Annotated in this window: 14 protein-coding genes; 9 read left to right on the forward strand and 5 right to left on the reverse strand. The window is 59.3% G+C overall.

The window, feature by feature from the left end; genetic code table 11:
* Nucleotides 1-40: 40 nt before the first annotated feature.
* The 4 genes from ACYSMN_RS22070 (at nt 41) to ACYSMN_RS22085 (ending at nt 3807) form a co-directional block, all read left to right on the forward strand.
* A complete protein-coding gene (locus tag ACYSMN_RS22070) occupies nt 41-937 on the forward strand; it encodes a DUF1376 domain-containing protein (protein WP_488926088.1) in 897 nt (298 codons plus the stop codon).
* A gap of 6 nt (nt 938-943) precedes the next feature.
* On the forward strand, nt 944-2353 hold the full coding sequence (gene dnaB, locus ACYSMN_RS22075) for a replicative DNA helicase (RefSeq protein ID WP_488926089.1): 1410 nt from the start codon (nt 944-946) through the stop codon (nt 2351-2353).
* Between the two features lie 11 nt (nt 2354-2364).
* A complete protein-coding gene (locus ACYSMN_RS22080) occupies nt 2365-2844 on the forward strand; it encodes a hypothetical protein (RefSeq protein ID WP_488926090.1) in 480 nt (159 codons plus the stop codon).
* Nucleotides 2845-3004: 160 nt separating this feature from the next.
* A protein-coding gene (locus tag ACYSMN_RS22085; protein ID WP_488926091.1) for an IS5 family transposase occupies nt 3005-3807 on the forward strand; the annotation gives its coding sequence in 2 pieces (ribosomal slippage) (nt 3005-3335 and nt 3335-3807; 804 coding nt in all).
* A gap of 162 nt (nt 3808-3969) precedes the next feature.
* On the opposite strand, the gene ACYSMN_RS22090 is transcribed toward ACYSMN_RS22085, so the two are convergent.
* Genes ACYSMN_RS22090 through ACYSMN_RS22110 form a run of 5 tightly spaced genes read right to left on the reverse strand, consistent with a single transcriptional unit; the run spans nt 3970 to nt 12373 of the window.
* Nucleotides 3970-6903: a type I restriction endonuclease subunit R gene (locus ACYSMN_RS22090; protein WP_488926092.1), complete on the reverse strand. Its 2934-nt coding sequence runs from the start codon at nt 6901-6903 to the stop codon at nt 3970-3972.
* Nucleotides 6904-6920: 17 nt separating this feature from the next.
* On the reverse strand, nt 6921-7622 hold the full coding sequence (locus ACYSMN_RS22095; protein ID WP_488926093.1) for a DUF4276 family protein: 702 nt from the start codon (nt 7620-7622) through the stop codon (nt 6921-6923).
* Nucleotides 7619-8803 (reverse strand): AAA family ATPase, encoded by a 1185-nt coding sequence (locus ACYSMN_RS22100; protein WP_488926094.1) that lies wholly within the window; start codon nt 8801-8803, stop codon nt 7619-7621. Before ACYSMN_RS22100 ends, ACYSMN_RS22095 begins: the two co-directional genes overlap by 4 nt.
* Nucleotides 8796-10217, reverse strand: a complete 1422-nt coding sequence (locus ACYSMN_RS22105; RefSeq protein ID WP_488926095.1) for a restriction endonuclease subunit S — start codon at nt 10215-10217, stop codon at nt 8796-8798. The genes ACYSMN_RS22100 and ACYSMN_RS22105 overlap by 8 nt, the downstream gene beginning before the upstream one ends.
* Nucleotides 10214-12373: a type I restriction-modification system subunit M gene (locus ACYSMN_RS22110; protein ID WP_488926096.1), complete on the reverse strand. Its 2160-nt coding sequence runs from the start codon at nt 12371-12373 to the stop codon at nt 10214-10216. The genes ACYSMN_RS22105 and ACYSMN_RS22110 overlap by 4 nt, the downstream gene beginning before the upstream one ends.
* A gap of 267 nt (nt 12374-12640) precedes the next feature.
* Here ACYSMN_RS22110 and ACYSMN_RS22115 point away from each other — a divergent pair, with 267 nt between their 5' ends.
* The 5 genes from ACYSMN_RS22115 to ACYSMN_RS22135 all read left to right on the forward strand — a co-directional run bounded on the left by ACYSMN_RS22115 (nt 12641) and on the right by ACYSMN_RS22135 (nt 20263).
* Nucleotides 12641-13219, forward strand: coding sequence for a hypothetical protein (locus ACYSMN_RS22115; RefSeq protein WP_488926097.1), 579 nt, complete (start codon nt 12641-12643; stop codon nt 13217-13219).
* Nucleotides 13194-14024, forward strand: a complete 831-nt coding sequence (locus ACYSMN_RS22120) for a hypothetical protein (protein ID WP_488926098.1) — start codon at nt 13194-13196, stop codon at nt 14022-14024. The genes ACYSMN_RS22115 and ACYSMN_RS22120 overlap by 26 nt, the downstream gene beginning before the upstream one ends.
* 576 nt (nt 14025-14600) lie before the next feature.
* The gene (locus ACYSMN_RS22125; protein WP_488926099.1) at nt 14601-15464 is read left to right on the forward strand and encodes a hypothetical protein; all 864 of its coding nucleotides are present in this window, start codon (nt 14601-14603) and stop codon (nt 15462-15464) included.
* A gap of 21 nt (nt 15465-15485) precedes the next feature.
* The gene (locus ACYSMN_RS22130) at nt 15486-19865 is read left to right on the forward strand and encodes a DUF6531 domain-containing protein (RefSeq protein ID WP_488926100.1); all 4380 of its coding nucleotides are present in this window, start codon (nt 15486-15488) and stop codon (nt 19863-19865) included.
* Between the two features lie 20 nt (nt 19866-19885).
* On the forward strand, nt 19886-20263 hold the full coding sequence (locus tag ACYSMN_RS22135) for a hypothetical protein (protein WP_488926101.1): 378 nt from the start codon (nt 19886-19888) through the stop codon (nt 20261-20263).
* Nucleotides 20264-20337: the final 74 nt, after the last annotated feature.

The raw sequence follows: 20337 nt of genomic DNA on the forward strand, positions 1-20337 counted from the left end.
GCCGCCAGGCTCACCTCGTCATTACTCCCCACTCATTCGCGTGAAATCTCCTGCCTTCCTGCTCTACACCGGCGACTTTCTCAGCTCCCCCGACGTGCAGCTCATGGAAGCTCACGAGGTGGGGGCCTACTGCTTGCTGCTGTTCAACTCCTGGCAATCCGACCGCCCCGGCTACCTGCCCGCCGACGAGGGCCGGCTGCGCCGCACGGCCCGCTTATCTGTCCAGCAGTGGGCCGACAGCCGCGACCTGCTGCTGGGCAAGTTCCCCCTTACCGACGACGGCACCGCCCGCTACAACCCGCGCCTGCTCGCGGAAGCCCGCAAGCAAGAGCAGCACCGCGAGCTGAAAGCCAAAGCCGGTCAAGCTTCCGCCGCCAAGCGCGCTGCCCAGGCAACAGGTGTTGCCTTCGCGCCAACACCTGTTGAGCCGCCAGCTGCCGAAAGCGGCGCGCCCAGCCCCGTTTCAACAAATAGTCAACAGGCTGGCAACAGAAATCCAACACGTGTTGATCCGCCAGATAACACGTGTTCCGAACACGGTCAACAAACGGGCAACCTTTCATTGTCTATTTCTATTCCCTCTTCACTACGTTCAGAGGGAGAGGTGGCCGCAGCCACCTCCGCGCCCACGCCTCGATCAGAAAAAAAGAAAGCTGCCCCACCTACGCTGGCTGAGGTGCAAGCTTACGCCACTGCGCAGCATCCCAACAGCCCGGCGGCGGGGGAGGAAGCCGTGGCGTTTTTCGACCACTTCGAGAGCAACGGCTGGCGGGTAGCCGGCAAAACGCCCATGGTTGACTGGCGCGCCGCTTTTCGCGGCTGGATGCGCCGCCGCCCACAATTTCCGGCCGCGCCCGGCCATACTTCGCTCAGCAAGACCTCCCCAACCCGCGCCACCACCGCCCCGCGCGCCGCCAACCCCAACCGCTGGAGCTAACTCACTATGAAGCCCACCGCCCCCAGCCACCTGCCACCCCAGGCGCCCGCCCTCGAAGCGGCCGTGCTCGGCGTGGCCCTGCTTGAAGCCGGCGCCCAGCGCACCTTGCTCACCCTGCTGTCCAGCGAGGAGGTGTTCTACTTGCCTGCCCACCAGCAGGTGTACCTGGCCATCCGAGACCTGGTGGCGCAGGGCCAACCCGCCGACCTGCTTACCGTGGTGCAGCAGCTGCGCGCCCGCGGCACGCTGCAGCGCAGCGGCGGCCCGGCCTTTGTGGCGGGCCTCACCGCCAAAATTAACTCGGCCGCCCACCTGGAAGGCCACTGTCGTATCCTCCAGCAGCATCACGCCCGCCGCGTCATCATCCGGGCCGGCGCCCAGCTCCAGGCCCACGGCTACGACGACGGCCGCGACCCGCTCGATCTGCTAGCCCAGGCTCAATCCCAGTTGACTGGCCTACACCGCAGTCTGGAAACTCGTCCCCCGCAGACCGCCGCCGGCGCCTTCGCTACTACCTTCGACCGCCTAGCCCAGACCGTGCAGCAGCAGGGCCTGACCGGAGTTCCCACTGGCCTCACGCTGCTCGACGGTCTCACGGGCGGCTGGCAGCCTAGTGACTTGATCATCCTGGCCGCTAGGCCTTCCATGGGCAAAACCGCCGCCCTGCTGCACTTCGCCCGCACCGCCGCCCTCGACCATGGCCTGCCCACGGCCGTCTTCAGCCTGGAAATGCCCACCCTTCAGCTCATGCAGCGTCTAGTGGCCAGCGAAGTGCCCGGCTATAGCAATTCTGATTTGCGCCGCGGCCACTTGCCCGGCGGCCTCGAGCAGGTGGCCCACATCCAGCAACAAGCCCAGCGCTTGTACACCCACGGCCACCTGCTCCACCTCGACGACACGCCTGGCCTGAGCCTGCAGCAGCTGCGCGCCAAGTGTACCCGCCTTCACGCCGAACAGCCCCTGCGCCTGGTACTGGTCGATTACGTGCAGCTCATGCGCGGCGACCAGCGCGGCAACCGCGAACAGGAAATAAGCAGCCTCAGTCGTGGCCTCAAGGAGCTAGCCAAAGAGCTGAATGCGCCCGTCATTGCCCTGTCGCAGCTAAGTCGCGACGTGGAGAAAAGGGGAGGAGAGAAGCGCCCCTTGCTCAGCGACCTGCGCGAAAGCGGCTCCCTGGAGCAGGATGCCGACGCCGTGATTTTCTTGTGGCGCGGCGAGTACTACCACATCGCCGAGTACGAAGACGGTACCTCCACCGCCGACACGGTTTTGTTCGACGTGGCCAAGCACCGCAACGGGGCCACCGATGAACTCATCACCGGCTGCAACCTGCGCCGTGGCCTATTCTTCGACTTGGCTTCCGCGCCGGCAACTGGATCCCGTTCTTCAGCTGTTCTTTACACCGCCACCTTCTAGCCCTGCCTGCTATGTCTACTCCTGGACCCCATTACATTGGCCCCGCCATCACCATTAACGTCCTGCGAAGCTTCATTCTCGACCATCGACTCAGCGACGACGATACCGTTCTGCTGCATCCCGACGACTTCGATACGCTGGCCCTGGAATACCGCGCCACGTACCGAGAATCCCTGCGAGAGCCTTACTTCTTGCTCGGCGTGCTTATCGAGCCAGCTCTTGACCACGCCGTGCCGCTCGCCAGCGTTATGGCCCTCACCTCCGACCAGCGCCCTCATCGTCTAAGTCTAGCTACCCAGCACGGTCCGCTCACCGACGATGGTCGATCCATCCACCGCTGTGGCTTCTGTGGCACCTTCACCGACGCACACGGCTATGCTCTCACCGGAGATAACCTCATTTTGCATACTCGCCTGCTGAAAGCTCGCGGCTGGCCTGAGCGGGCTCGGCATCTAGTGGGCCATTGCTGCCAGCACCGCCAGTACGAGTAAGGGCTTTGTAAGCAGTCTAGGTTGAGGTAGTGATAAGCAGCAATTCACCTGTGACCCACCAGTCTTCTGTTAAATATTTGTACCCTCATCGGAACAAGAAAGAAACTAGGTGGTAGGTCCTAAGAGTACCTAACAAAACCAGTTTTCGTATGCTAGGGGCATGGCAAAGCACTTGGTTACAGACGACTTGTGGGCGGTGGTAGCGCCCTTGCTGCCGCCGGCCCCGTCACACCCGAAAGGGGGCCGGCCGCGGGTCGCTGACCGCGCCGCGCTAACGGGCATTCTCTTCGTGCTGCGCAGCGGTCTGCCGTGGGAAATGTTGCCGGCCGAAATGGGCTGTGGGTCCGGCATGACGTGCTGGCGGCGCTTGCGCGACTGGCACACGGTGGGCGTGTGGCAACGCCTGCATCACGTGTTGCTCGACCGCCTAGGCGTGGCCGGGCAACTGGACTGGAGCCGGGCCAGCCTGGACGCGCAAAGCATCCCGGCGGCAAAAGGGGGGCGCATACGGGCCCGAACCCGACGGACCGCGGCAAACCAGGCACGAAGCGCCACGTGGTAGTAGACCGGCGCGGCACCCCGCTGGCCGTGCAGCTGAGCGCGGCCAACTGCCACGACTCAACCGTGTTTGACACCTTGCTCGACGCGGTGCAGCCTGTGCGCCAAGCCCGCGGACGCCCACGCAAACGTCCCGCGAAGCTGCACGCGGATAAGGGCTACGATTACCGCAAATGCCGCCGGGCGCTGCGCCGGCGCGGGATCAAAAGCCGCATTGCCCGCCGCGGCATCGAGTCGAACGAACGGTTGGGCCGCCACCGCTGGGTGGTAGAGCGCACCTTCGCCTGGCTCAACCGCTTCCGCCGCCTGCGCGTACGTTACGAACGACGCGACGACATCCACCTCGCCTTCACCAAGCTCGCCTGTGCCCTCATTACCTTCAAGGCGGTTAAACGGTTTTGTTAGACACTCTAAGTGATAGATTGTTGGACAAACAACAATAGTTAATGGCCAACAACCCGGCGTTTATACTACCAATTACTGACTACCTACTTATGCCACCCTTAATAACAGCTCAAGTGTTTGTCAAAAGCGTTGCGAATGATCCAGTAATGCTTGATGTTCTGCCTATCCCACTCCGGGTGGCCGATACGTGCGCTGAAAGGAATCATTAGTCAGCCAGTGCTTGAAGCTTGGGTTGCCGCTAAACTGCTTAAACAGCTCCGTGTGGTCGTTCAAAAAGCCCAGCACCGCCGCTAATAGTGCCTTGTCGTGCTCAATGCGGGCGTTTTGCTCGTCGCCGCTGGCCATGGCGTGCTGGTAGGCTTTGTTTTCAGCCACTTTAGCCGGTAGCTCCTGCGTAATTACCCGCACCACTTTGTCTTTGTCCTGCCACGAAATGTTGCCGAACAAGGTGTTGAACTGACTCACTATGAAACTTAGGGGTGCCATTGCCGGCTCACTTACAAACCCTCCCTGGCCTGTTTCCGCCGGGTCCACTTCGACGTCCTGTTCCGCCAAGTCAATGGTCTGTGCCGCCTTGATTTCGGCCCGGTAGCTGTCCATGTTGATAGCATCCAGAATACCCTGCGACAAGTCGTCTTCCTGCGGCGACGGCAGCTTGGGAATGAGCAGATTCAGAAAAATGCTGCGCTTCTCCCACTCTGCGTAGTGGTACGGCAGAATAGCCCCCAAAAACTCGTATGTGCGCACAAAGCCCTTGGCTCCACCCTTAAACTGTACCTGCCCCGCCTCGTCCAGATTGGCTTGGTAGCGGGCTACGCACACGTCCAGCAGCGTATCCAACTGCGGCCGCGGTGCCCCGCTTAGCAGCAGATGTACCACGGCCTCCACGTCCACTGCGTCGTACACGTCGGCGCCGTCCAGCTCGCTCTGCAGGTCGTGCAGCTTGTTGGGGTCGGTGGCTCGGCTTAGCAGCGTGGTCTGATAATAAGTGGCAAAGGCGGCCTCAATGGTGTCCAGGTCGTTGTAGAAGTCCAGCACGCAGGTATCGTGCTTTTTCGGGTGCGCCCGATTCAGGCGCGAAAGGGTTTGCACGGCCTTGATGCCGGCCAGCGGCTTGTCCACGTACATCGTGTGCAACAGCGGCTCATCGTAGCCCGTCTGAAACTTGTCGGCCACCACCAGGAAACGGTAGTTACTGGTGCGGAACCGCTTCTCAATGTTGGCGCTCGAGAAGCCGTTCAGCGTTTCTTCGCTCACGTTTAGACCGCCGTATGGGTGCTCTCCCGAGAAAGCCACCACTGCCTCAAACGCGCTGCCGCGCTCCTGGAGGTAAGTCTTAATGGCGTGGAAGTACTCCACCGCCCGCGCAATGCCGTTGCACACCACCATGGCCCGGGCCTGCTTGCCCAGCTTGTGCTGCACCTGCTCGTGGAAGTGGTCCACCATGATTTCGGCCTTGCGCCGAATAGCCCGGTCGTGGCCTTCCACGTAGCGCCGCAGCTTCTTGGCGGCTTTTTTCTCGTCAAACTCCGGGTCACCCTCCGCCTTTTTCAGCAGCCGGTAGTAGCTGTTTACCGGGGTATAGTTGCGCAGCACATCCTCGATAAACTTCTCCTGAATGGCCTGCTTCATGGCATAGGTATGAAACGGGCGGTGCTTAATCTCCCCGCCTTCCTCATACCGCTCACCAAAGATTTCCAACGTCCGATTCTTGGGCGTGGCCGTGAAAGCGAAGTAGCTGGCATTGGCCAACATCTTGCGCGATTCCATCAGGGCAATGATCTTGTCCTCCGTCGTCTCTTCCTCTTCGTCTTGTCCGTTCAGCGCCATGTTCATCTTGGCCGCCGTACGCCCGCCCTGACTGGAATGCGCCTCGTCAATCACTAGGGCGAAGCGCCGCCCTTGCAGCTCGCCGCCCATGTCGTCGAGGATGTAGGGAAATTTCTGCACGGTGGTAATGATGATTTTCTTGCCCGCTTGCAGCATGTTCCGCAGGTCGCCGGAGCGCTCGGCGTGGCCCACCACCGAGCCCACCTGCGCGAAGCCCCGAATCGTATTGCGTATCTGCTTATCCAAGTTGCGCCGATCCGTCACTACTACCACTGAGTCGAACACCGGGGCCGTGCCACCCGCCACTTGCAGGCCCACCAGCTGGTGCGCCAGCCAGGCTATGGAGTTACTCTTGCCCGAGCCGGCCGAGTGCTGCACCAGGTAGCGCCGCCCCACGCCGTCCTGCGCCACGTGGACCAGCAGCATCCGCACCACTTCCAGCTGGTGGTAGCGGGGCCACACCGGCTTGCGCCGCTTCCGGCCCTGCTCGTCTTCTTCCTCCAGCACGGCCGCGTAGTTCTCCATCAAGTCAGCCAGGCTGGCTTTGGTCAGCACCGCGCGCCAGAGGTAGTCCGTTTTCAGCCCCTCGGGGTTGGGCGGGTTGCCGGCGCCCTGCTGGTAGCCCCGGTTGAAGGGCAGAAACCACGACGCCTTGCCCACCAAGTCCGGGCAAAACTTCACCTGCTGGTCGTCCACAGCCAGGTGCACCAGGCAGCGGCCGGGCTGAAACAGCAGCTCTTTCGGGTCGCGATTCTCCTGATACTGCGTCACGGCGTCGGCCACGGTTTGCTTGGTGAGGGAGTTCTTGAGCTCCATCGTCAGCACCGGCAGCCCGTTGAGGAAAACTACTACGTCAACCGAGTTCTTGTTCTGGGTGCTATAGTATAACTGCCGCGTTACGCTGAATATATTCTGTGCGTGCAGCTTGGCGGCCTGCTCATTGCCGGCCGACGGTGTGGCGTAGTACAGCGTCACCGATGCCGGCCCGTGCTTGATACCCTGGCGTAGTACGTCCACCACGCCACGCTTCGTGATTTCGGCTCGCAGCCGCTCCAGTAATTTTTGCCGCTCGGCCGGCACGTCCAGCCGCAGCAGTTTTACCGTGGCGGGTTGGGTAGCGGCCAGGAAGGCGCCTAGCTTGATGAGGTCCAGCCCTAGCTCTTTGTTATAGTCGGTCGAGGTGCCCGCTTCGTAGCTGGCATCATTGGTTAATGCCTCTACAATAATCGTTTCAAGGCCTTTTTCACTGGTATCGGTCAGGTGCATATAAGTTGTCAAATGAGTTAGGTGGCTGCTTCCGTAAATTCCGTACAGTCCAGCCAGGCGATGGTAGCCCGTAGCGCCTGGCGCAGGTGGCACAGCAGCCGCCGAAAGTGGTAGGAATGCTTCGCTACTTCCTGCGGTTCCAGCGTTTCTAGAATTTCAAATGAGTGGTTGCCTTTATGGTAGGTGCCCTTGGTTTTGTTGGGTCGCGTAGCGTTTTCCAGCGCCCGGTTAATGTCAGCTTTGCTGAACTGCTCCACATTGTCACGCGGTGGAATGGCCGTCTCGTTGAACTCTTCCCGGTTGAACTTGCCCTTGTAATAAGCAGTCAGCCGGGTTCTATCCGCCATCAGCCAGGCCTCCATGGTTGGCACCATCAGGTGAGCTTGCGCCTCGGTGGCACCTTGCGGACACGCCAGCCGGTCGTCGCGTCGGCCAGCCAGGTGCTGCCACACCGGCACCGGCTTGCCCGACTGCGCATCTTGTGCCACCAGGTCTTCGCTGTCTACCAGTAGCAGCGCATTCTCGCCACTTTCCAGGGCAAAGCAAAAGTCCTCGTAAGCACTCCGACGACTAGCACAAGCTTCCACGCTAAAGCTGCGCGGCGGCAGGCCGGCCCGCTCCAGGAAAAGCTTGAAGGCCCTTTGGCAGGCTATAAGAGCGGTCCGGCTGTCGGCGTTGCCGCCTTCCACGTAAATCGTGAGCGTATTGTACTTTTTCACCAGCGGGTACCTCCTAGTTTGCCCTTGGTCCACAGCTGGCTAAGGCTGTAGCGTTGAAGCCAGCCGCGTAGCTCGGGTTCCTGGAGCCGCGTTATTTCAGTCTTGCCCTCGTGCTTCTCGCACACCAGAATATCCTCTGGATTAGCGCCTAGCACGTCCACCAGTATATCCGAGTGCGTGGTCACGATAATTTGAGTACGCTCCGAAGCTTCCTTGATAAGTCGGCCAATAGCCAGTACCGCATCGGGGTGCAGGCCTAGCTCCGGCTCTTCCAGGCAGATGAGCGGCGGCGGCGAGGGGTGCAGCAGAATAGCCGCTAGGTACAAATACCGTAGTGTGCCATCAGAAAGCCGAGAGGCCGGAATGTTGAAACTGCCTTCCTGCAGATACACCTGAGCGTAGCCGCCTTCCACTGCCACGTCAAAATCGGTGATGTCGGCATACAACTCATTCAGGGTAGCCAACAGCTGCTTTTTCAGGTTTACGTTGCGGCGTAGCTTATTCAGCACCAAGCCCAGATTAGCGCCATCGTCCGAGGGAAAATCACTGCGAATATCGGTGCGCTGGGGCCGGCGAGGGCTATTGAATGCGCCCAGGCCCCAATCGCGGAAAATGCGGATACCTTGGTAAGCCTCGGCTAAGTCGGTGAGTTCGGGGTATTGAACTGGGTCCCGAAACTGCGCTAGCACGGAAGCCTCATCATTGAGCCGGTCTCGGGGTATGGGGGTAGACTTGATGTGAGGAACGTGATGAAGGCCCGATAAGGTAAACAGCGGGAGCAAGCTAGGTGCTTCGCCGGCGGGCCGCCAGTGGTCGATATGCTCGCGCAGCCGTAGCGAAACCGGCCCGATCTCCTCCATTTCCAAGTGGTGCACCAGAGGTGGTTTGCCGGGTGTAGCTTGGGTAACGGCTCGTAGCACAGCGGGCCCGCCGGCCGCGCCCTTCCAGATGAAATCCTCACCCGCTGCCAGGCCCAGGTCGAGGCTATCGGCGGTGCGCTTGAGCAGATCAATGGCTGCCAGCACGTTTGATTTGCCCGACCCATTCGGCCCAATCAGCACGTTTAGAGCGCGCAGCTCCAGCGGCGGCGTATCGGGGCCGAACGACAGCATATTGCGCATCGTCAGCGAATACAGCAGTCGTACATCCCTGTCCAGCAAGTCTTCCGTTTCTTCAGCCATCGATTTCTAGGGTTTCTTCGGCCAGTTCTTCCTCGCCTAGTTCCTCCTCGTCCAGCAAGTCCTCCCTAATTTCCTGCACAGCCGCCACGGCTACGCCGCGCACGTCCACCCGGCCCGTCACCACGTCGGCCACCAGGCGCGTACGGTACTCCTGAATCAGCTCGATTTCTCGATGGGCGCGGGCAATGGTTTCGTCGATGAGGCGGGTTTCGGCCTTGAGCTTGCTTATAATTTGCTCTTGCTCCTTCCTTGGAGGTAAGAACAAAATCAAATTTCGTACAACATCCTGAGAGATATTTTGCATTGATGAACTCGCGCCAGAAGTCACACTCTCAATTTGCCAACGGGTGGTTTTTGTATTGAGAAATAGCTCAGCATAGTCGAGTAAAAGCCCTTCTCTTAGTTGAACGCGGTAAAGCTTGTCGCACAGTAGTAAACGGCTTTGCGTTTCTCTGACTAGAGCTGCCGACCCAACCAACTCGCGCGTATTAGCTCTCGACATCAGAAGGTCACCCGGTTTGATTTCGTACCCTGGAATTGGTTCTAGGTCGGTTGGCAGAGCTTTATTTTCTTTCATATTGAAAATTGAGCCATTCACACACCCAACTTTCAATACTCCCCACTCATTTTCCTGCGCCGGACGTCCTTCACATTGAGGGCTCCAACCTTGTTCTATTTTTATAATCAAAGTTCGGAGTCTTCTCACCTCCCAATGCGCCGGCACCTTACCCAGCCACGCCACGCCCGAATCCTTACGCGGTGCCGCCGGGTTCAGCCCCTGCGTCACGGCGCGGTGAATCAGGGCCTGCTTTTGCTCCTGGAGCAGCTTGATGAGCTGGCGCTTAGCCCGCAGCAGCCGCGCCACCTGCCGCCCCTTCGCTTCCAGAAAGGCCACGATGCGCTGCTGCTCAGGCAGCGGGGGAAGTAACACTTTTATTTGTTTGAAATCATCATAACGCATATCCCACTGGCCAACGCGCACACCAAACGAGAGGCTATTATAGACGTGAACGTAGGGCCGTGAACGAAGCAATAGATTAAGATATTTCAGGTCGATATCAGGTCGGTTTATAGCACACACAATATATGCCGGGCTGACAATGCCCTCATGCAAGGATACACCCAACGACCCTTGCCAAGTCTTCATCTTATTCAATACTAAATAGCCGGGCTTCACCACCTTGTAAGTGGAAAGGTCTGCCCCATCGGCATTGTGGTTGTCGTCGCGTGAAGCTTTGGGAATAACTCCGTACTCGCGGTAAACCGATAATAGCTGTAAGTCCGCCCGGTCCCGCTGATTGCGCAACTGAGTTATAGCCCGAATTGATTTTTGCTCCCAATGCGCGGGCATCTGTTCCAGCCACGGCAGACCGGCAGGTTTGTAGCCAGGGTAGGAGGACAGGGGCTGATTCATTGGGCCGGGACGGTTTCGGTGGCCAGAATGTCTCGCAGCAGCCCGTCCGTCTCCTGCTCCAATGCGAAGATGTCGGCCGCTATTTCCTCCAGGCTGCGCAGCGCCTGCGGCTGGTAGAAGTAGCGCGTAAACGAAATTTCGTAGCCCACCTGCGTTTTATCCTCATCCACCCAGGCGTCGGCCGCGTGCGGCCACACCTCCTGCTCGATAAAGCCGGCAATGCCGTCTGGCTCCAGCAGCGGCACCTGTTCGGTGTCGCGCAGCTCCGGGTCGGGCTCGTAGGCGAGGGCTTCGCCGGTGAGTTCGTCGATGAACGTACCGCGCAAGCGCGCTTCCGGGGTTTCGTCGGCGGGGCGCCGCATTCGCCGCTGAGTCAACACCGGCCCGGCGGCGGGGTCAGTCGTACACAAGTACTGCCGCAACAGCTTGAGGCGTTTGGTTGTGAAGCGAAAATGTCCACCGTCTTTCACGCTCTGCGTGTGGTGGTACAGATCTGACACAAACTCGCTGTAATCAAGGAAGGGTCCTGCGCCTTTGGCGTAAAACAGGGCCACTGCTGCGTCACCCAATTCCGTTTCCTTGGCTTCAGCGCAGGCCCGACGAAGTTGCGTTATGCGCTCCTGAGTCAGTTCCGTGCGCAGCCGCAGGGGCCGCTCCACCACCACCTTATGGTAGCCAAAGGCCTCATTGGGGAACACCTTGCTTTGGGCGCTTTCCTCCATGCTCAGGAAAGCCTTCACAATGCGCTCCTGGTGGGTCGGGCTTAGCTCGCAGTTCTTCTTGCCTAGGTTCTTGCGCAGGGGCTGCTGCCAGCCGCTGGCGTCAATCAGCTGCACCTTGCCCCGGCGCCGCTCCTCCTTGCGGTTGCTCAGCACCCAGATGTAGGTGGCAATGCCCGTGTTGTAGAAGATGTTCAGCGGCAGGGCAATGATGGCCTCCAGCCAGTCGTTTTCCAGTATCCAGCGCCGGATATTGCTCTCGCCTTGCCCGGCGTCGCCCGTAAACAGGGCCGAGCCGTTGTGCACCTGCGCGATGCGGGTACCCAGGGCCGTCTTCTTTTTCATCTTAGCTAATTTGTTGGCCAGGAACAGCAGCTGCCCATCCGAGGAGCGCGTGAGCAGGCTGTATTTCGGGTCGCTCTGGTACGGAAACACGAAGCGCGGGTCCGTGATGTCCTTTTTGCCGCCCATCTGGTCCAGGTCTTTGGCCCAGCTCTTGCCGTAGGGCGGATTGGCCAGCATGAAGTCGAACTCCACCCCCCGGTGCCCGTCCTGGCTTAGCGTAGAGCCGTACTTGATGTTCACGGCCTCGGCGCCCTCGCCCTTCAGCAGCAGGTCGGCTTTGGATATGGCGTAGGTTTCGGGCTGCACTTCCTGCCCGTACAAGTGAATGGTTACCTCCTTCTGGTGCTCTTGGGCCAGCTGCTGCAAGCGCTCCTCGGCCACGGTCAGCATCCCGCCCGTGCCGCAAGCGTCGTCGTACACCAGGTACGTCCCGTTTTGAATGCGGTCGGCCACCGGCCGGAATATCAAGTCGGCCATCACGCCCACCACGTCGCGGGGCGTGAAATGCTCCCCGGCCTCCTCGTTGTTTTCTTCGTTGAAGCGCCGGATCAGCTCCTCGAAGGCCGTGCCCATGGAGTGGTTGTCCAGCGCCGGCAGCTTCTCCGAGCCGTCCGGGTGTAGCACCGGCACCGGCGCCAGGTTAATCATCGGCGACAAAAACTTCTCAATCAGAAAGCCCAGCGCGTCGGCATCCATCAGTGTGGGTATCTGATTCTGAAACTTGAACTTGTCCAGAATCTCGCGCACGTTCTCCGAAAAGCCGTTCAGATACGCCCGAAAGTCAGCCTCCAATTGCGACTTTTTAGTTCGGGCCTGCAAGTCGCGCAGCCTAAATGGCGAAGCGTTGTGAAACGCTTGCCCGGCCGCCTGGTTCAGGGCCGCGTCTTGCTCTGTAATGCCACTGTTGTCGAGTAGCAGCTTGGTGTCTAGCACCCGCTGCTTGGTAGGCTCCAGCATGGCATCCAGTCGCCGGATGACGATCATCGGCAGAATAACGTCGCGGTATTTGCTGCGCACATACACGTCCCGCAGCACGTCGTCGGCGATGTTCCAGATAAAGTTGACAAGGGAGGTATGTTGAGCTGGCGTCACCGAAGAATACAGTAAGGAAGGGTAGAAGGCGCCTCGGGCGCGAAAGAGTGTACAAAGTAATGGATTTACACCCCCAGCCCAAACCCGAAGCCGACTAGCCGTTGGCACCCATCTGGCAAGTAGTTGTCAGTCAGGTGCACCCACTCTCTCATTTTATCCAGGGTTGTCTCAGCTTCTTTTAGCTATCCGCTAGCAGTTGTCCAGCTCCATAACCCTGCGTACCTTCCGCACCCAACACATCAGTTCGTACTCCCACGCCTCATCTTAATGGCAAAACTAAATCACATCGTTCGTGACAATTATGCCCGCTACTCGGCTCTGATACAACAAGCTAAGCAAACCACCGGCGCCGGCATCGACTTATCCCAAAAGAAAGGCACCAGCCGAGTCTGGCACGCCTGTCAGATACCCGTGGTACACTCCGATGACCCGGCCGAAATGTGGCTCATTACAGAAATTCGTATTGACCGTCTGCACGATTTTAAGTTCAAGCTCCGCGCGCCTGGCTTCATGGGCGAACCGCTGCTGAACTACGATTCGGCTGGTCCTACCCACCGTAACGAAGGTGCTGCGTCGTTACCAGAGCAAATCGTGACTACGCCCCATTTCAACTGTTATGATGAACAGGGACGGCGCATCGCTTACAAAACGCCACCCCTAACCGATCCGGCCATCGTACAGGAATTAGAGGATATTGATCGTTGTGTTATCCACTTCTACGAAGAAACCCAGCTCTCTCACAATCCCGCCGGCTACCCTTCTATTTCGCTCACAGCACCTGGCACGTTGCCCTTTGCTCGCCATACCAACGCCGATCCACATGCCCACGTCGTCCGCTTCGTTTGAAGAGTTTTTCCACCACATTCGGCAAGACTACGGGCAGCTCTGGGATTTCAAGCTTAGAGGCCGCACCCTCGAAATCATCACGCCCCACTCCACCACTACTGACAAGTTTGTTTCGGTCTTTCTCGTGGCCCAAGGCGACGACTACGTGGTTAGCGACGGCGGCTTCCTGTCACACGGCGACTATGTGGAAACTGATATGGGCGAATCAGCTTGCTACACGCGCTTGTTTGAGCATTTGGAGGAGCATTATGCCATCAAACAGGTCATGGATACCGTGGGTACAATTATTTACTACAAGAAAACCAATCAGGCCAAACAAGTCAGCTCATTAGTTCATGATGTGGCCAGTTTTGTGGTTGGCGTGGTCAACGCCTCGCAAGTAGCGTTTGTGTCTGCCGCCGAAACGGCCGTTCGCCGCCGGTTCGTTGGCCAAGCGAATAGCTATATGCGCGAAGTCTTCGCCCGGCGGGAAGTCAAATTCAATTCCCGGATCAACGACGACGTGAAAACCCGGTATAGCGCTGTGTTGCGTCACCGCACCAAAGTAAGCTTAGTTAACTACGTAACTGGGTCCGACGACCATTATTTTGCCAACAGCATCAGCAAAGCGAATATGGGCTTTGAACTGCTCGAAGGCACGGCCGTCAGTAATCTCGTGCTCCACCGAGTGGCATTGGTTGATGATCAATCAACCGGCTTTCTGGCTGGTCATTTCACTGGCCACCTGCGTGTATTGCGCAAAACCTGCCCGGTTGTATACTGGAGTCAGAAAGATGAATTGCACAGTATTTTGGAAGCAGAATAAGAAGCTCTACTATTTGAATAGTACTCCTAATAGTTAACCAAACTTAGCTGTCTACTTTTGGGATACGCAGACAAATAATATGTAGACAACTTTCTTCCGTGCAATTTACTTATGAATGCTAATGTTGTTTTTGAGTCTATTCACAGTAAAAGTCTTCCTAAATAGCTTAAAAATGCGTTTTTCTTATGAAGCGTTATGAAGCAAGCTGTTTACTAAGTCCAATCGGAGAGAACAGTTATGCTGAGCGGCTATTCTTAATCGCAGGTAGGCCGCATGTTTTGAGGCTGGCGGATACCGCGACCAGGCCAACCGTCTAATCCTTGGTATTAGATGCTGGATAGAGCCATCGACTTCTCAGTCCATCTTCACGCTCCCAAGCAACAGCGGAGCATATTGCCCATTCTTGCTAGCTTCGCTCCGGTTCCCGCGCTGCTGCCTAATTACCCGCAGTAAGTGCGTGCCTGTCTCGACGAGATTCTGTGTGTTTCATTCTGGTCAGATTTCATGTCGGCTACTTTGCTTACTTACTATCAATAGGCGGGGACGTGTTTACGCACCACCTCACAGGCCGTGTTTATGCGTAGCTCTCTCTTACTCAAAATAATGGCTCCGGCTCCCAGTCAGGTCTGCACCTTGACCACACACGCCACCCTCCGCCTCGGCTGCTTCACTACCGAGACGGCAACCCGGCTGCGAGTGCGCAAAACGCTGCGCGACACCACCCGAGCCGGGGGCTACGTCTTCACGGTGGAAACGCTGGCCCGCCTTCAAACGCCGGAACCGGCGGGCGCCGCCCGCCTGACTGCCGAGCTGGCTCCGCTCCTGGAAACGCTCATCATTGAAACCGACGCCACGGGCCGGCTGGCGCGCGTAGCCAACAAAGCGCAGCTGCGCGAACGGTGGGCCGACCTGTTGCCGACGCTGCGTCAAAAGTACCGCCAGGACCCCGACGTGCCGCCGGCCTTGCTGGCGCAGCTCGGGCAGGTGCTCGACGGCGACGAAATGCTCGAAACCGTGCTGGCCCGTTCCCCCGAGTATAGCCTGCTGTTTCCGCCCCTCTACGGCCAGTATCTATCCCCCGACACGCCGCTGTCCGGGTCTGCCGTCCTGTCGCGCTTCGTCGGGGAGCTGGATCTGCCCCTGTGTACGGAAACCCTGCTCGACGCGGCGCCCCCCGCCGGGGACGTAGCGGGTACCGTGCGCGTGGCCGGCGAAGTGGATGTGCCCCGGTACGCGGCCGACGAAGCCCGCCGGGCGCTGTGCGCCCTCACCGACCAGCCCAACCTGGACACGCGCGTGGTGGCCCGGCACCAGGAAACCTATATCTTTAGTCGCCGCCACGAGCTGGTGGAAGCCACCCGGCATACCCGCGCCGATGTGCCGGGCGTGATGAGCCGGCAGCTAACCGTGCTGCTGCACACGCGTGACACTGACCAGTAAAGTTGTTTATCCTACCAGACTATGAGTGAGAAGAAATACGTGCATTCGGGCGCGTTTATGCTCTGCGACAAATGCGTGGCCCCCGTCCCGATGCCGCTGACGGTGACGTCGCAGCAAACGGTGTTCCTGCCCGGCGGACTGTTCGCCACCGACCTCGACGTGCTGCCCACTTACAACATACCGCCCTTCGGCGTCTGCGCCGTCACCCACGGCCCCTGCACCTACCTGCCGAAGCCACCGGGCTGGGACCCAGTGCAGGAGTCGGTACAGATTGGGCCGATGGGCGGTAAAGCCCTGTTGGAAGACTCTAAATTGAGCTGCATGGTCGGGGGCCAGATCAGTCTGTTCCTCACCAAAGCCGCCGCCATGGCCACGCTGCCCGACGTGGTCAGCCGCGGCTTCGATTCGGCCTACGCCTACCTCGAAAGCGTGGGGCCACCGCTGGGTGGGCTGCTGCGCGACGAGCTGGGGCAGGCCAAGGGCGTGTGGGAAGGCGTGCGCGACATGGCTACCGGCCTCTACGAGCTGGCCAAGCTCAAAGCCGAGTTCGACGATAATGTCAATGACGCCTTGCTCTTCGCCGTGACGAATCCGGCCGAAGCCGCCGAGGCTGTCGCGGCGGCCACCAAGAAGGGAGCCGCTGTCAGCTGGCAGGTCGTCTCCGATGAAGATACCTGGGCCACGGCCGCCACCGTCGTGGAGAATGCCGGTCCCGGCCAGCTGCTCGTCAACGGCGCCATCTGGCTCAGCGACGAGCACAACCGGGCCACGGTGGGCGCGGCCTACGAGAAAGCCAAAGCCTGGGAAGCGAGCCTGACTGACTACGAGCGCAGCACGCTAATGGGCCGGGCCAAGTTCGAGATAGCGGCGCTGCTGGTGCCCGAGACGAAGGTGGCGAACGTGGCCAAAGCCGGCGAACTGGTCAAAGGGGGTGAAGCCGCCGCCGGCGGCATGCGCCTGCTGAGCGAGGTCAAGACCGGGGCCGAGGGCGCCGCTGAGGCGGAGAAGGGCGCGGGCTTGCTCGACGAGTTGTTCGCCGGGATCAAGGAGTGCTTCACCGAAGGGCACCCGGTGGATGTGGCGTCGGGCCTCTTGTTCACGCAGGCCACGGACTTCACCCTGCCCGGCCCGGTGTCGCTGGTCTGGACCCGCACCTGGTTTTCCACTTCTAGCCACGAAGGAGCCCTGGGCCACGGCTGGCACCACGACTACGACCTGGGCCTGACGCCGAACCCTGAGGGGGGCGCGATCCTGCGCCTGGCCGATGGTCGGCGGGTGGTGTTTGCGCCACCCGCCCTCGGGGAGCGCAGCTTTAACCGCCGCCACAAGCTGGAGCTGGCCCACGACGCCGCCGGCCCCCGGGTGTGGGACGTGCGAGAGCGCCGCTGGTACGTTTTCGATGCCCCGGCCCCGGACGGCACCACCGACCGGCTCTTGCAGGCCGTGGAAGACGCCAATGGCTGCCGCATCCGGTTTGCCTACACCCCGGCCGGCCACTTAACCAGTATCACCGACAGCGCGGGTCGGGTGCTGCCCTGCGACACGGATGCCGCTGGCCGCCTGCTGGCCCTGCACGCCCCCGACCCTGAGCAGCCCGGCGCCACCTTCGCGCTGGTGCGCTACGCTTACGACGACGAGACGGGCGACCTGGTAACGGCCACCGACGCGCTGGGCCACGCCGCCCACTTCGCCTACGAGGCGCATCTAATGACCCGCGAGACCTTCCGATCGGGCCTCAATTTCTATTTCAAATACGATGGCACTGGCCCCGGTGCCCGCTGCGTGCATACTTGGGGCGACGGGGGCATCTACGACACGAAGCTGCGCTACAACAGCCTCGGCCACACGACAGTGTGGGACTCCTACGGCCACCAGAAAGAGTATTATCACGAGCGAGGCCTAGTCACGCACCTGCAGGACGCGCTCGGCGGCGTGCAACAGTGGCGCTACAACCCATACGCCGAGTTGGAGCGCACCATTGACCCCTTGGGGCAGGTGACCCTGTACGACTACGACGGCCGGGGTAACCAGGTGGCCGCCGCGTATCCGGACGGCGCGATGGTGAAAACACAATACAACGAGTTGGATTTGCCGGCGCAGGCCACCGACGCCAACGATGGAGCTTGGTCCTGGCAATACGATGAACAGGGCAGGCTACTTGAAGGCATGGACCCCACAGGAGCGACAACCCGGTACCGCTACGATGCTCTCGGGCGCTTGGCGGAAGCCATCGACGCGTTAGGCCACGTCACGCGCCTGCGCTACAATGAGGCCGGGAGCGTAGCCCACATCGTTGCCCCGGATGCCAGCATTCGTTCCCGTTCCTACGATGCGCTGGGGCGGTTAATCGCGGTGACCGATGCAGCGGGCAACAGTGAGCGCCGCCACTACGACCGGCTCGGCCGGCTCACCGCTGCTCGATCACCCGCTGGTACCGCTCGACACTTTGTTTACGATGCGGAGGGCAACGTGGTGCACGCCGCCGAAGGGACGCAGCAGGTAGAGTACGACTACACTCCGATGGGGCAGTTGGCCCGGCGTCGGCAGGGCGGGCAGGCTGTCGAGTTTGCCTACGACCAGGAGGGCCGCCTGATGAGCCTGATCAACGAGCACGGCGAACAGTATGGCTTTACTCTTAACGCAGTAGGCCAAGTTATAGAGGAAGTGGGCTTTGATGGATTGACCCGTCGCTACGAGCGCGATGCTGCTGGCCGCGTCAGCCGAATTCAACGGCCGGCTGGACGTACCACATCTTACCAGTACGACAAGGCCGGGCGTGTAACGGAAACGGTACACAATGACGCCGAGCACGTGCGCTACCACTATCGCCCCGATGGAGTGCTGCTCGAAGCAGTTACCGAAGGCAGCACGGTGCAGTTTGAGCGCGATCCGCTAGGCCGGGTGGTGCGCGAGGTACAGAACGGCCACGCGGTGGAGAGTACCTACGATGCCGGTGGGCGACGTATGGGTCTGACTTCCTCCTTGGGTGCCAATGTGCGCTTCGCGCACGATGCCCTAGGACAGGTGCGCCAGATGCAGGCGGCCAGTTGGCAATGCGTCGTGGAGCGGGATAGCGAGGGGCTCGAACTCTACCGCACCTTGAGCGGCGGCGTGCGCATGGGCTGGCGGCGCGATGAGCTGGGGCGACCTACCAGCCAGCGCCTCACGGTTGGCGGAACGGCGCGCCAGCGTCGCTATCAATGGCAAGACACGGACCAACTGGCAGCCATTGATGACAGTTGGAGTGGCACTACCCGCTTCGCCTACGATACCTGGGGCAACCTGGCGGCGGCTACCTACGTCGACGGCGAGCAGGAGCTACGCCAACCCGACGCGGTGGGCAACCTCTTCCGCACCGCTGAGCGCACCGACCGCCGCTATGGTAAAGGCGGGCAGCTGCGTGAGGCCTATGGTACTCGCTATACGTACGACGAGGAAGGTAACCTAGTAGGTAAGACGCTGCCCAATGGTAAAAAGTGGCGCTATGCCTGGGACGGCGCAGGCCAGCTCACGAGTGTAACGCGGCCCGACGGCTATGCCGTGACCTTCAGCTATGATGCATTAGGGCGGCGCATCAGCAAGCGTTTTCGGGGCAAAGTGATGCGGTGGGTATGGGACGGCAACAAGCCGCTGCACGAGTGGAGTGAATTGGAGGTTGGACCCGGTGCGGGCGGCGTGGCTGACGTGGTTACCTGGCTTTTCGAGGACGATAGCTTCGCCCCGACAGCCAAGCTTACCGCAAAAGGGGCGTACAGTGTGGTGTGCGACCACTTAGGTACCCCCTTGATGCTCTACGATAGCCAGGGTGCCCCCATCTGGGAGATGAACCTGGACAGCTATGGAGCCGTGCGTCAGGGACGAGGCAAGCCGCAGGACTGTCCTTTTCGTTATCAAGGGCAATATGAGGATATCGAAACCGGGCTATACTACAACCGTTTCCGCTATTATGATCCCGAAGTGGGAGCATATATTTCACAGGACCCAATAGGTCTCAATGGTGGAGCGCTGCTTTACAAATACGTCCATAATCCGGCGTGCTACATAGATGCCTTCGGCCTAGCATGTTTGAACGCTGCTAAGGAAAGGATGCTCAACATGCTGCGAAATGGCGAGGATGTACACGTCAAGACCGTAGAAGAAGCCAGAGAGCTTTTAGCTAATATGCCCGATTTAAGGCCTCATGTAGACAAGTTCCCTGGTTGGCATCATAACCCCGTGGAAAACAAATGGAGCACCCTTTGGAGACAACCTAGAGGCACTTTTAGAGGCGATTTGATAAATACAGCAGATCCAACATCTAAAGTCATCCACCTAAGTGGTAATAAGGTGCATGATCTTAATCCCCACTACAACATCAAATTTCCTGACGGAACGAAGTCTGCAATCATAATTTCACCTTAGTTTAAACACTGTGTCATCCCATGACTACTATATTGAACGAAACCCACTTGCCAGAGTACCAAGGTGTAATCAGGAGTATTACACTGGTGGATGACAGATTGATAAAAGTCTTATTCAACTTCTGGGACGAAGACGAAGCTGATATTACTTTTTCCAAAACATACCCTGATGCTGAGGCAGCCCAGGAGAGTGTTGCGCAGTTCCTAAGTCACTCTAGAAGTTTGCCAATGGCAATGCCAGGAAACAGTAGCACCGAAGCTGCTAAAAACGTAATTGCTTCAAAGAAACTGTTCTTTAAAGAACTATTGAACAATAATATATCTCTGCCAGATAATGGGCAAGGTTTTGATTTTCATGGAGACAGAGATTATATTTCTATGATTCTAGATTACCTATAATTGTTGTGGTTTTATATTGGGTCGTGTAATGAGTGTATAGAAAGGCTATAGAGGGCTAAAAGAAGAAGTGAAAA

This window comes from Hymenobacter sp. M1-2 (genome assembly GCF_057808495.1).